This is a genomic window from Aquirufa salirivi, from assembly GCF_045310485.1.
Lineage (GTDB): Bacteria > Bacteroidota > Bacteroidia > Cytophagales > Spirosomataceae > Aquirufa > Aquirufa salirivi.
The window spans coordinates 90,155-103,340 of the sequence record NZ_JBEWZH010000010.1 but is presented as its reverse complement, the minus strand read 5'-3'; the positions used below and the strand labels follow the sequence as shown (position 1 = coordinate 103,340).

The 13,186-nt window shown below is 37.9% G+C and carries 10 protein-coding genes; 2 read left to right on the top strand and 8 right to left on the bottom strand.

The window, feature by feature from the left end:
- Positions 1-7: 7 nt before the first annotated feature.
- From U0R11_RS12900 to U0R11_RS12865, 8 genes are all read right to left on the bottom strand, one after another.
- On the bottom strand, positions 8-808 hold the full coding sequence (locus U0R11_RS12900; protein WP_406752149.1) for an SDR family oxidoreductase: 801 nt from the start codon (positions 806-808) through the stop codon (positions 8-10).
- Positions 809-2,146, bottom strand: coding sequence for an aminotransferase class III-fold pyridoxal phosphate-dependent enzyme (locus tag U0R11_RS12895; RefSeq protein ID WP_406752147.1), 1,338 nt, complete (start codon positions 2,144-2,146; stop codon positions 809-811).
- 3 nt (positions 2,147-2,149) lie between these two features.
- A complete protein-coding gene (locus U0R11_RS12890) occupies positions 2,150-3,055 on the bottom strand; it encodes a transketolase family protein (RefSeq protein ID WP_406752145.1) in 906 nt (301 codons plus the stop codon).
- Between the two features lie 10 nt (positions 3,056-3,065).
- Positions 3,066-3,920, bottom strand: a complete 855-nt coding sequence (locus U0R11_RS12885) for a transketolase (protein WP_406752143.1) — start codon at positions 3,918-3,920, stop codon at positions 3,066-3,068.
- Positions 3,898-4,725 (bottom strand): cytidylyltransferase domain-containing protein, encoded by an 828-nt coding sequence (locus U0R11_RS12880; protein ID WP_406752142.1) that lies wholly within the window; start codon positions 4,723-4,725, stop codon positions 3,898-3,900. The genes U0R11_RS12885 and U0R11_RS12880 overlap by 23 nt, the downstream gene beginning before the upstream one ends.
- Positions 4,715-5,758, bottom strand: coding sequence for a hypothetical protein (locus U0R11_RS12875; RefSeq protein WP_406752140.1), 1,044 nt, complete (start codon positions 5,756-5,758; stop codon positions 4,715-4,717). Before U0R11_RS12875 ends, U0R11_RS12880 begins: the two co-directional genes overlap by 11 nt.
- A 234-nt stretch (positions 5,759-5,992) precedes the next feature.
- A complete protein-coding gene (locus U0R11_RS12870) occupies positions 5,993-7,579 on the bottom strand; it encodes a SusD/RagB family nutrient-binding outer membrane lipoprotein (RefSeq protein ID WP_406752139.1) in 1,587 nt (528 codons plus the stop codon).
- A 33-nt stretch (positions 7,580-7,612) separates the two neighbouring features.
- On the bottom strand, positions 7,613-10,849 hold the full coding sequence (locus U0R11_RS12865) for a SusC/RagA family TonB-linked outer membrane protein (protein WP_406752137.1): 3,237 nt from the start codon (positions 10,847-10,849) through the stop codon (positions 7,613-7,615).
- 452 nt (positions 10,850-11,301) lie between these two features.
- On the opposite strand from U0R11_RS12865, the gene U0R11_RS12860 reads away from it, so the two are divergent.
- Positions 11,302-12,048, top strand: coding sequence for an HAD family hydrolase (locus tag U0R11_RS12860; RefSeq protein WP_406752135.1), 747 nt, complete (start codon positions 11,302-11,304; stop codon positions 12,046-12,048).
- Positions 12,035-13,180 (top strand): TIGR03364 family FAD-dependent oxidoreductase, encoded by a 1,146-nt coding sequence (locus U0R11_RS12855; RefSeq protein ID WP_406752133.1) that lies wholly within the window; start codon positions 12,035-12,037, stop codon positions 13,178-13,180. Before U0R11_RS12860 ends, U0R11_RS12855 begins: the two co-directional genes overlap by 14 nt.
- The last annotated feature ends 6 nt before the right edge of the window (positions 13,181-13,186 follow it).

Below are 13,186 nucleotides of genomic sequence, written 5' to 3'. Positions count from 1 at the left end.
TATTGGTTTAAATCGCTGTAAAGCCTCCATCAACAACCAAATTTGCCCCAGTCATATAGGCAGAGGCATCGCTAGCTAGAAAAAGTAAGGCGCCTGCATAATCGGATGCTTTTGCCATTCTTTTCAGTGGAGTTTTTTGAATATATTGTTGTATAAAATAATCAGACTGCCCATTCTCTACACCTCCTGGCGACAATGTATTTACCCGAATTCCTTTATCCCCCCAATAGGCCGCCAAATATCGAGTGAAGTTTATAACAGCTCCTTTCGTGGTAGGATATGCCGGAGTTTTATAAAAGACTTGTTTACCAGTTGCGTCTTTATAAAGCCCTTGATCTGGACCTACCATGCCATATGTAGAAGCAATATTGATGATACTTCCTCCCTTTTCTAGCATTAATTGCCCCATTTTTTGTGAAACTAAAAACATGCCCATGACATTCACCTCCCATGATTTTTTAAACATAGACAGTGGATAATTTTCAAAGGATGATAAAGCTAATACATTAGCCGAATCTTGAAAATGGTCGTTAATAGCTGCATTATTCACCAAAATATCCAAATGCCCAAATTGGCTTTTCACCCAGCTAGCAGCTAATTGAACCGATGGCTCGAAACTAATATCCATGCCTAATCCCATGGATCCATTCCCTAGTGTTTGGGCAAATTCATGGCATGCTGATTCATTTAAATCCGCCACAATAACCGTAGCTCCTGCATGAGCTAATGCCTTGCAATGCTCTTTTCCAATCAAACCTAAAGCACCCGTAACCAAGGCTACTTTGTCATTTAATTCAAATAAGTCCATCTAGTTGACTTTAGGCTTAATATTATGATCCATAACTTTTCTAAAAACCGCCTCTAATACCTCCCCTTTTAACAATGATTTAACCGTATTCGACTCTATTGCCGATTTTAACCTGGGTAAAATATCTGAATATGCTTCCATGGTATAGGCTAAATCTTCCTGACTATGGCTATACGACATATTATGAAAGCCACCCCACAAAATACCCTTTTGCAATAATTCCTGCTGCATAAATGTCTTCAAAACTAGGGAATCCTGACCTTCTGCAGCATAGGTAAGCATGGTCCGACATGGGTAACCCACACAAGTACTTATATGGCTCATCCCTAAATCAGAGGTCAATTGATTATATGCGTTTTGAAGCCATAATCCCTTTTCTTCTAAGACTTTTGGAACAGCATGTTCTTTCATAAATGAAATAGTTGCTTTAGCGGCAGCTAAAGACAAAGCCTCTCCTCCGAATGTCGTATAAGAAAACACATCCTCATCGAACAATTGCATCACATCCTTCCTCCCGGTTAAAATAGCTAATGGCATTCCATTAGCGCATGCTTTAGAAAAAGTAGCTAAATCAGCTTTAACTCCAAAATATTCCTGAGCTCCACCCAGAGCAATTCTAAATCCAGTCCACATCTCATCAAAAATGAGTAATGTGCCATTAGCACGGCATAATTCTGCTAAATCCTTCAAAAATCCTTCCTGCGGTTTTTCAAATATAAATGGCTCAAGAATAACACAAGCCACCGATTCATCCAAAGCTTCACGGATACTTTCTATATCATTAAACCCGAATGTAAAGGACAAATTTTTAATACTTTCTGGTATACCTTTTCCTCTAGATGTAATCCCAATATACCAATCATGCCAGCCGTGATAACCACAACAAAATACTTTATCTCTACCTGTAAATGCCCTAGCGACTCGAATAGCCGCAGAAGTGACATCGGCTCCTGTTTTACTAAATTTTACAGCCTCTGCATGGGGGATGATTTCGGAAATTATTTCGGCAACTTCAACCTCCAATGGATGCATTAATGAAAAAGTAATGCCGTCTTTCAATTGTTCGATGATCGCTTGATCAATTTCAGATACCCCATATCCAAGGGATAAAGGACCAATCCCCATATTGTAATCAATGTATTCATTCCCGTCCACATCCCATACATGCGACCCCTTCCCCTTTTGTAGGTAAATTGGTGCTACCCCTTTGGAGAATTGACCTGGACCTTTTGCCAATGTCTGAGTAATGGGTTTTTGTACCTCCAACCCTCGCTGGTACCAAGATTGAGAAACAGAAATACGGGGTAATGCAGCATTAAACTGAACCGAGTTAGGCATAACTTATTGATTTTCTTGAATAAATTTCGAAATACGTAATACTAAATTAGGGACATCAAAACCCTCATATTCAACCACTTCTTGTAAACGAGCAGGTCGAAACCAATGAGCATCTAATGCCATTGGCTTCACAGGAATAGACCATTGATTGCTAACTAAATTCTCAGCCACGATACTAAATAATCCCCCTGTTAAAAAATGATCCTCGATGGTGACCAGTAATTGTGTTTTCCCAATTAAGGCCTTTAGCATATCCACATCAAATGGCTTTAGGCTTCTAACGTTCACCAATCCCACATCATACCCCGCTTCTTGCAAGGATAACATGGCATGATAACTGTTCTCAAACATAAAACCGTAGGTCAAAATGGTCACATCTTTCCCTTCTGCTACAATCTCTGCCTTACCTAGCTCATAAATCGAATGTTTGTATTGATTAGCTGTGGTGTTGATTCGCACATAACTTGGATTTTCGGTCTCCCAAATGGCTGGTAACATCTTCACTAAATCGTCCTCATCAGCTGGAGCAAACACTTCCATCCCGGGTATGCCCCTCATAATGGCTACATCCTCAATGGCCTGGTGTGTAGGTCCGTTACCGTCCGACAAAAAGCCTGGAATGAAACTGCTCATTTTGACAGGTAAGTTGGGAATACCAATGGAGGTACGGGTAAATTCAAATGCCCTCATGGTAAGAAAGGCTGCCAAAGCATGCACAATTGGTTTCCTGCCACGCAAAGCTAAGCCTGCTGCTGCTCCCATCATGGTTTGCTCTGTAATTCCAGTATCAATAAACCTGTCACCCAAAATGCCTGGTAAATTTCGAACCAAAGCCCTATTTTCTGCCGTCATGACCACATATCTCTGATCATGACTGGCTTTTTCTTGTAATAATTGTTCGTAAGTCATGGTGCTACTATTATCTAGCTACAATCGTTTGAGAGGTAATATCAGCTTGTTTAATTTGATGTAATTCATCCAATAAATCCGCTATTTCCTGTGAATTAAAGTTGCAAAACCAGCGGTCAGCGCGTGCTTCAATAGAGGGCAATCCTTTGCCGCGTATTGTATCACAAATGATCATGGATGGCCCCTGATTTAATTCCAATTGAGTAAAAACTTCCTCTAATTGGTCAAAGTCATGACCGTTGATCCGATAGGTTTGTAAGCCAAAAGCCTGGCATTTATCTTGGAGAGGTTCTAAAGGAATTAATTCTTCTGTAGCCATATTGGCTTGAAAATGATTCCTATCCACAACAAAAATTAAATTGGATAATTGTTTGGCATGGGCTACTAAAAATGCTTCCCAACATGAACCTTCATTTAATTCTCCATCACCTAGAATACATACCACTCGGTTATTTCCTTTTCTTAGACGAATCTCCAATGCCACTCCAATGGCCACAGCAGGAAGCTGCCCCAATGAGCCTGCATGAAATTCCACCCCTGGAATATGTCGGTTGGGATGCCAATAAATATGGTCATTGACAGATAAATGATTTTTCAATCTTTCGGGCTCAATCCATCCTAATTCTACAAAAATCCCATATAAGGCAGGCACATCATGCCCCTTCGATAAAAACAAATAATCTCTATTTTCATCATCTAAATGCTGTGCATCTATCGTTAAAAAGGACGTGTAGAGATAGGTCAACATGTCAACTGCCGACAAAGATGCGCCTAAAAAGCAACCTCCTTCACTTGCCAAAGGCACAATTCGCTCCCTTACGCGTAAGGCGAATTCTTGTAGTTCAATTCGTTTTTCTAATTTCATGGTACATGTTCGTTTGTTCAACACCAATCGTTCTTAATTCATGTAAATGATTTCTATACCAATTCACTCCAGCATAGGAAGAATTAATCTGGTATATTTCAGGATGAGCTTGTAACAAGTTGAGAATATCATCTAAGCAAAAAAATGGCTTAGAGAAATACAAATGCTGGTAAACCTGATCTATAAAAGTTAAATCTTCCGGGTAATCCAAGGTAAATCGGTGACTCATATCGTACTTTAAACCACTCTTCCACTCCCAATTACCTATGCTAAATAGACTTGGATTTTCCCAAAAATAGGGTGTCGTATGTTCTCTTTCAAAAGGGCGTTTTGCCTCCTTCCATGCTTTTTCCAAAGCAGAAAACGTCATCATTTCAACATCATTTCCGTCTGGATACGAAGCAGGATGCAGGTTGCTCACAAAGTCAAATTCCCCTTCATGTGAGAAACAATAATCAAAAACTTCATCGATTATTTGTGGGTCTATCAAAGGGCAATCGGATGGAATTTTAACAATCCAATCGGCGTCATAGGCTTTAGCTGCTTGATAGTGCCTATCCAACAAATCGAGGAGAGATCCTCTAAATACGGGAAAGCCATATTTTTTAGAAATTTCCACGACTGCATCATCTTCAGGCTCTAACGATGTGATGACCACAATCTCTGCTTTTCTTTGAATAGATTGGATGCGCTCAAGTTGATGAATCAAAATAGGTTTATCCAAAACAGGTTTCAATACCTTATTCGGGAATCTACTTGAACCTGTTCTGGCTTGAACCAAAATCAGCAACTTGCTATTCCTCATAGCCTTTGATACATTTTTCAAAACTAGAAGAATATTGAGCTATAAATTGATTTCTTTTACCCGTAAATTCGATATACTCACGACAAATAGTTGATATATTTTCCGCCGAGCTTCCTTCATTTTGAATGGGCATTAATTGATTCAATTCATCAATATTAAAATAAGAATATACTTTTTTACCCAGTGCTATACCTGTATAAACTACGGTTGAATATTGAGTAATTAACTCACTGCAATTGGCAATCATATCATTGGTAGGTCCATCCGTAAAAATCAAGGTATTTTCAGGACAAATGCGTTTGATTTCTTCCATGGCTCTTGATTTATTTTCATTGGGATGAAGTTTAAACAACAACCTTTTTTCTCCTGCTATTTCCACACATTTCTTTAAAAACTTCGTTCGGTTTTCAAATCGGAATGTCTCTCTTATGTCAGAAGTTGCCACCATCACATAATCTGAATAAGGGAAATCATTTTCTAGAAATAGTTTCAAATGATCATAATTGGGAATTCCCGTCACAATGACCTTATCGGGACTTGTCCCTTTTTCTGTTATGTAATTTTTATATCCCTCAGACGCAGCACAATAAATGTCACATAAATTAGACGTCCCATTCAGTGATGTTCCCATGGTCCAATACCTCGGCAATTTTAACTTTTGAATGATCCCACTCCATGTTGTAAAGGGATCAATCATCCCTTCTTGAACCCAAATCGTTTTTACGCCTTTAAACTTCTTAGGGAATAATAAATCTGAACAAAAAACCACTAAATCATAGTGATGTAATTCGGCTTTATCATCGATTTTCAAGCCATGAGATAGTAAGTAATTTTCTGCAATTCTTTTTAATGGGCGACCCATGATAGTCCCATCTAAAATCCCCCGTTTTATAGCATAGGATATGAATTGATCATCACTAAAAAATTGACTAAAGTAACAATCATATTCCGACAGGTACATAGAGATCTTATGCATCTGAATGGTTTGATTCATGGAACCTGTTAAAAACAATATCTTCTTTCTATTAGCCATGTATAACCTAACTGTAAAGTAAATTTAGGTAGCTAACTTGGTTTAATTTGAGGCAAAAATCCGATTTAATAATTATGTAATAGTTTAAAAAAACAAGCATAATATTGGGTATTCAAATCACTCCATATTATCCAATTGCGTAACACAAATCACACATTATCATAATATTACAAAAACAAAAAGCCAGGCAATGCCTGGCTTTTTAGGTAACTTATTTCTCATTTTAACCATTAACTATTTGATCAACCACATCAGATCATTAATATCATCTGTGCCGTTGAATTGACTTTGAATTGCCGCTTTATAATTAGTTGCATTCGTCGTTCTTTCTGTTGTAGGATATATCCATCGAACGGCAATTCTATTGGAATTCCCATTACCTACACCTGCATCAAATTTAGGGAATCCAGTTCTTCTCCAGTTGAAATAGGCTTCCATACCAGAGTTCATAAAGAACGCCAAGTATTTTTGAGAAACAATCTGTTGAATGGCTTTAGAAGCATCATATTTCACACCAGCTTGGGCATAATAATCAGCAAAAGTGAAGTCAATCGTATAATTAACTTGATCCGCCGCTGCCATAGAACCAGTTCTAGAATAAGTCATCGTATTCACCCCATCTTTAACCCCATAAAATGCTTGAGAAGCTTGAATACCTTTCTTATACCAATCTTCCGCAGAACCTGTTGCCCATCCTCTAGCAATACCTTCCGCCATGTTGAAACATAATTCAGGATATCCTACGATGAACGTATTTTCTGCCGTATAATTTTTATAGTAACGGTTTCTATTTTGGAAAGAGTATTTACCTGGAGCAAAACCTGCACCATTATTGATACCCGCCTTATCTGACATATCCGCCAAATCTTCCGCAGAGCTTGCACCTAAGAAGGCTGAATAATCTGACGGCAATTTGCCTGATTTCAATTCAAATCCAGCTGGCTCACAAGTAACCATTACACGTGGGTCCTTTAAACCTGATAGTAAATTAACATAAGCTGCTGCCATATTTTGACGAGTAGCATCAAAACCAAAGTTGTCTGGATTAGATGGATACTTGTTGAAGTTATTCCATTTAAACTCCAAGTTATCCGCCATGGAAGTCATCATAGGATACTTCGTCGGATTGCTGATCATTTCTGCGAATTTGGCCTTTACACCTAATTCAGCATCAGTATCTTTCTTAGATAAAGTGACCAATACGCGTAAACGATAGGCATTAACAGCCTTTTGCCATTTCTTCAAATCACCATTGTAATAGATATCTCCAGAAACGGTTTCCCCCTTGGCAATTAAACTCGTTAAATCCGTATTGGCATCATCTAACCACTTCAAGATTTGAATGTAGATGACCTTTTGAGAATCATACTTAGGAGAAACTCCTTCAATTCCCTTCAAAGCCTCTGTCAAAGGTAAATCACCGACACGTTTCGACATTTGATCATAGAAATAGGCTCTAAAGAATTTACCTAAAGCAGCATATCCATTCACGTCAGCCAATCCAGCACGTTTGGCTTCTTCCTCCATTTTCACCACATTTTTTAAGGTAGTAAACTGGTTTGGCATTTGTCCAAAAGTGTACTCATTGTTCGCATAATAATTGTAGTTCGAACAATAAAACTGGTTCCAGCGCATCTCCGCACTAAATGGACGACCATTATCATTGAACATATTATACGCCACCCCTTGGAATACCAAAGAAGCAGGTACATGCACAGGTTTGTTGGAATCAATTTCCAACTGATCAAAAGGTTTTTCACAGCTACTCAACGTGACCATCAAAAGGCCAAAAAGAGCAAGGATATATTTATTCATTTTCATATGCTTTATCATTTAAATCGATAATTCGATGGATTAAAAAGTAACGTTAAAATTCACACCGTAGCGACGAACTGAAGGAGTTTGTGGACCAGATTCACCACCAAATACATATTGGTTTAAATCAATGTCTGTTTTCTCCGCGAAATAAAATAAGTTACGTCCTACCAAAGAAACATTGGCTTGATGTACAAATTTTCCGAACCAAGCTGAAGGTAAGTTGAAAGTCAAATTCACCTCACGTAACATACTAAATGTTCTGCTCATTAAGTTTCCTTCATCTGAATTATAATACCTAGAAACATAATCTTGAACAAATTGCTTAGTGGTATTTGGAGTATACTGTAAAGCCGAGTAGTTGGTTACTTTACCATCCACATCATAGGCAATAGCTACACCATTACTAACCTGTACCCCTTCCCCTGTAAATGCTTTCACACCCACAAAATCCTGTGGACGAGCCTCCGCAAAGATGCCAGTAGTAGTGCCAATATGACGACCACCACGGTACGTTTGTCTCTGAGTATAGTTTGAAATTACCCCTCCAACACGTCCATCAAATTGGAAACTTAAACTCACATTTTTATACGTTACCTTGTTATTGATACCATATACGAAATCCGAATTGATATTGCCTAAATTCTGAGATACTGGATTATAAATAGGGCGTCCAGAAGCATCATTAATGATTTTTCCTTCCGGTGTACGAACAAAAGCTCTACCATACATTTTATCTAAGCGATCACCCACTTTCAAGAACGTATTTAAGCTATTCACTCCTGGGTAAATCTCCTTCAATGTCTCAATATATGAACCATAGTTCGCCACCACATCCCAAGTGACCCCGCTTTCTGTTTTAATTGGAGTTCCAGTAAGCGAAATGTCAAAACCATTTTTCTCTGTTTTAATACCATTCACCAAAGCTGAACTATATCCTGAGGTAGTAGAAATGGGTAAAGAGAAAATAGAAGGACCATCTAATGAATTCCAATAAGTAACATCCAAACCTAAACGATTTTTAATAATACGTAAATCCATACCAATTTCTTTCTGGGTGGTAGAACTTGGATTTAGGTTCGGATTATTCAAGGTGTTCGTATAAGATGCTGCCGTTTGATTATTGTACAATGGGAACGTAGAATATGCCGCTGAATTGGTATACGCTGGACCATCATAAGGTGATTGATATTGCTCGCCGTATCCGATTGGGTTACCTCCACCTATGGAGGGTGTTGTTCCAATAGTAGAGGCTGTCAAACCATCTTTTACATTAGCATAAGAAGCTCTAAACTTCAAGAATGAAATGACCTCTGGAAGTTTAATGTAATCAGATAATACCGTTGCAGCAGAAACCGAAGGATAGAAGAATGCATTATTACCCGCTGGTAAAGTAGACAACTTATCTAAACGACCTGTAGTAGAAACGGTAATAAAGTTCTTATATGAAAAGTCAGCTGAATAATAAGCAGACAATACTCTCATTTCTGAACCAAAGTTAAATAGTTTCACGGGGTTCGATGAGTTCGCAAAATTGTATAAACCTGGTACGTTCAAGTAATCCGTAGTTCCGTACATTGATTTGTATTGGAAAGTTCTCATACTACCACCAGCGGTGATTTTTGTATTCAAACCACTTGTGATATCCTTATCGTAAGAAACCAATAATTCTGTATTATTTTCAAATAAAGAACGACGGTCCTCGCGGTAATCCCCACGACGCTCATCACGTCCATATGAACCAGCAGAATAAGGGAATTTCTCCGTTCTTACCATATCCCAAGTAGTTACTTGCGTACGTCCCAAAACTTCTAAGCCATCTGCTAATTGATAACGCAATGCTGCTTGACCTACGACATCATTTTTGTAATGACCACGTAACCACTCATATGACATAAAATAGGGGTTATTGTAACGCTGATATTCTGCATAAATCTGCTGAATACCTTCTTTACCTTTTTGCCAATAATTACGCATATCATCCACGTTCCAGTCGGCACCCGCCCAATAGATGATATTATATATGATGGAGTTAGGACCATAATTCACATCGGGAATGTTGGGAGTATACTGACGGTTATATTGTAAGTTGGATTCAAATTTCAACTTATCAGAAAACTTGTAATCAGCTACGATATTGAAGTTGGTAATGTTCATTTTCGTATTTGGAACAATTCCTTTTTGATAAATATGAGAGGTCGAAAAACGCAAATTATACTTGTCGCCAGTAGCAGAAACAGAAACGTTGTTTGTTGATAAAATTCCTGTTTCTAAAAAACGTTTCAAGTTATCTTTACCCCGGTTAATCCAAGGAGTACCTGCACGAACACCCGTAATTGGATCCACAGGTGAATCATATTGTGGGATCAACTGTCCATTGAATTTCGGCCCCCAACCACCATCGTAATCACCATCATTTAATCCACCACCTTTACCATCTCCAAAAGCATAACGACCGTGATCACCTGGACCATATTCATCCTGAACTACCGGTATGGCATAAAATCCATTTTCCATCATAGTTGATGAATTTGCCTCCACAGAGAATCCTCTTTTATCTTTTGAACCACGTTTTGTTGTGATTAAAATAGCTCCATTTTTACCACGGAAACCATATAATGCCGAAGCAGAAGCTCCCTTTAACACGGAATAGGTTTCAATATCATCTGGAGAAATGTTCCAAGTATCCGAGTTAATAGGTACACCATCTACTACATATAGAACGGTGGAGTTACCACGTAATGAGATGGTAGGTTTTCTTAAAAGTTCCGGCTGTGCACCCACCGTTAAACCTGCTACCTTTCCTACCAAAGCATTAATCGCATTGGGCTCACGAGCTTTCACTACGGATGCACCATCCAAAGACTGAATAGATACACCAATTTTTCTTATCTCTTTTTTGATACCTAAAGCTGTAACTACTACTTCTTGAAGCTGTTTATCATCGCCTACTAGGACAATTGAAAGCTCCGTTTGAGCGCCGACGGCAACTTCTTGCTTTTTGTATCCAATCATAGAAACCTGTAAAATAGCATTGGCATTCACCGAAAGAGAGAAACGTCCCTCCGAATTCGTATTAGTTCCCATGTTTGTTCCTTTCACTTGGATGGAAACACCAGGTATCCCAGAATTATCCTCTTTGGAGATTACCCGTCCACTGATACTTCTAGATTGGCCCATTGCCAACATAGTCGTCAATTGAAAAAAGATCATCATAAGCCAAGCCGACTTATGCGCAATCTTTCTTCGAGACAATTTTTGTAAAAAGTTTTTCATAAAGTTTTTTGTTTTTAAAGAATGTTAAAAAAGAATTTTAGGTTTAGATGTACAAAACGAACCAAAACGATTAATTCTGTTTTCCAATAAATAAACAATTAAGAGTCAAAATGCTCATAATGAATTAGTTTACTAGAATATCTGTTAGAATGTACTAATTCTACTACATATAGTCAATGTTCTCGTAGAGTTTCATCATTTTCTAATCCCTTAAATTTTCACACAAAAGTATTCCTAGCAGGTAAGCTAACTGTGTGCCTTAGAACAAGAAATTGTTAAGAAAAATAGTCCTTTGTTACGAAATTGTTGACAAATAATTAAGACAAGGTTAGCGCGTTACTGAATATCAAATAAACTTAAAATAATACCATTAGTTTCTTTACAATTATTTCACATCCAACTAATCCATTGCTAATTTAAAAACTGGAAATTCGCATTCAAACTACTCTATCATGTCCACAAAAAACATTCAATTAGTCGTATTAGATATGGCTGGAACAAGCATCTTAGATGAGCATGAAGTGGAGCTCTGCTTCAAAAAAGCCGCTCTAAAAAATGGTTTAATGTCTAGCGATGACCGCATATTAGCCTTACAGGGCTATGCCAAACTTTATGTTTTTCAAACGCTTTGGACAGAACAATTGGGAGAAGGAGATCCCATGGTGGAACAAAAAGCTCAAACTTCTTATCAAGATTTTACACAAATTTTAGAAGAGCATTACCTAAATACTGAAGTTAAACCTACTGAAGGTTGCCTTGAATTATTCCAATATTTACATCAACAAGGTATTTATATAGCCTTAACAACGGGTTTTTATCGCAAAGTCGCTAATATCATTTTAGATAAAATAGGTTGGGGAAAAACCCTCAACCAGAATTACATGAATATCCAAAACAAGTCGGGCATACACCTTTCTGTTTGTCCAGATGAAGTAAATGGAATAGGTCGACCAGCTCCCAATATGATTGAACTTGCCATGTCGCGTTTTGGTATTACGGATAAAAATCGAGTCATTAATGTGGGTGATACGCCCGTTGATTTAGCCTTTGGTAAAAATGCAGGAGTTCGTCTCGCACTTGGTGTTTGTAATGGTACTCACTCAAGAGAGCAACTAGAAGCTTATCCAAATGATGGCTTACTGAATAATATAGCTGATTTAATACCCATCATTGAAAAAGTGAATCATGAAAAAATATGATTTAATCATTGTAGGCGCAGGTATCATCGGGACCTTTTGTGCTTATCACGCCTTAAAAAAAGGAAAAACTGTCTTATTATTAGAAAAAGACGCACTACCTTTTGAAGCCAGTTTCCGTAATTTTGGACAGGCTGTTCCATCGGGACAATCACTTCCTCAATGGTTTGAATATGGCCGTAAATCCTTAAAAATTTATAAGGACTTACAAGAAAACACCGATATTTCTCTAGTCAAAAATGGATCATGGTATTATGCTTCAGACGACCAAGAAATGACACTTTTGGAAGAAATACATCAACTTTTTACGGAAAGAAATTATACCAATAAACTCTACTCGGCTCATGAATGCATGGAATTAAATCCCTCCTTAAAGAAAGAGTATGTAAAAGGAGGACTATTTTTTCCCGAAGAAGCATCCCTCAATCCTTTGGTGATGGTACATCGAGTCAGAGAATTTCTTATCCAGTACATGGGATTACATTACCAACCTTTATGCTCCGTTATATCCATTGAAAAAAAGCGAGGCATTGCTAAGATTCATAGCGCACATGGACAAGCTTTTTGGTCCGATAAGGTCATTTTAGCCAGTGGTAGGGATACCCAATTTCTTTTCCCAGACTTATTTGCTCAGGCCGACTTAAAAATTAGTAAGCTTCAAATGATGCGTTTAAAACCACAAAAACGGGCATTTAATGCCAATATTTTAACGGGTTTAACGATTCGTCGTTATGAAAGTTTTCACTCTTGTCCCTCTTTTCACAAGTTAGAAGCAAGTGTCGACCAAAAACTTTTACAGGAGCAGGGTATTCATATTTTATTCAAACAAGCTGCCGATGGCTCCATTATTTTAGGTGATTCTCATGCTTATGTTCCAGCGCACCATCAAGCCAATTTTGGTTTTGAAATAGCTACAGAAATCAACGAAATGATGCTGAATGAAGCTAAGAGAATTCTGCATCTTGAAAGTTGGGATGTAGAATCAACCTGGGCTGGATATTATTTACAGGCCAACAAATCTGATATCTTTACCAAAACATTGGACGATGTCATTCATGTGATCAATGGAATTGGTGGCAAAGGAATGACAACAAGTCCCGGATTTACAGCAGAATACATTCAAAAACTTTATTAACCTTCT

What these genes read in the sequence shown, in the direction of transcription:
- U0R11_RS12900 (WP_406752149.1), bottom strand. Translation starts at nt 808, where the DNA reads ATGGACTTATTTGAATTAAATGACAAAGTAGCCTTGGTTACGGGTGCT.
- U0R11_RS12895 (WP_406752147.1), bottom strand. Translation starts at nt 2,146, where the DNA reads ATGCCTAACTCGGTTCAGTTTAATGCTGCATTACCCCGTATTTCTGTT.
- U0R11_RS12890 (WP_406752145.1), bottom strand. Translation starts at nt 3,055, where the DNA reads ATGACTTACGAACAATTATTACAAGAAAAAGCCAGTCATGATCAGAGA.
- U0R11_RS12885 (WP_406752143.1), bottom strand. Translation starts at nt 3,920, where the DNA reads ATGAAATTAGAAAAACGAATTGAACTACAAGAATTCGCCTTACGCGTA.
- U0R11_RS12880 (WP_406752142.1), bottom strand. Translation starts at nt 4,725, where the DNA reads ATGAGGAATAGCAAGTTGCTGATTTTGGTTCAAGCCAGAACAGGTTCA.
- U0R11_RS12875 (WP_406752140.1), bottom strand. Translation starts at nt 5,758, where the DNA reads ATGGCTAATAGAAAGAAGATATTGTTTTTAACAGGTTCCATGAATCAA.
- U0R11_RS12870 (WP_406752139.1), bottom strand. Translation starts at nt 7,579, where the DNA reads ATGAAAATGAATAAATATATCCTTGCTCTTTTTGGCCTTTTGATGGTC.
- U0R11_RS12865 (WP_406752137.1), bottom strand. Translation starts at nt 10,849, where the DNA reads ATGAAAAACTTTTTACAAAAATTGTCTCGAAGAAAGATTGCGCATAAG.
- U0R11_RS12860 (WP_406752135.1), top strand. Translation starts at nt 11,302, where the DNA reads ATGTCCACAAAAAACATTCAATTAGTCGTATTAGATATGGCTGGAACA.
- U0R11_RS12855 (WP_406752133.1), top strand. Translation starts at nt 12,035, where the DNA reads ATGAAAAAATATGATTTAATCATTGTAGGCGCAGGTATCATCGGGACC.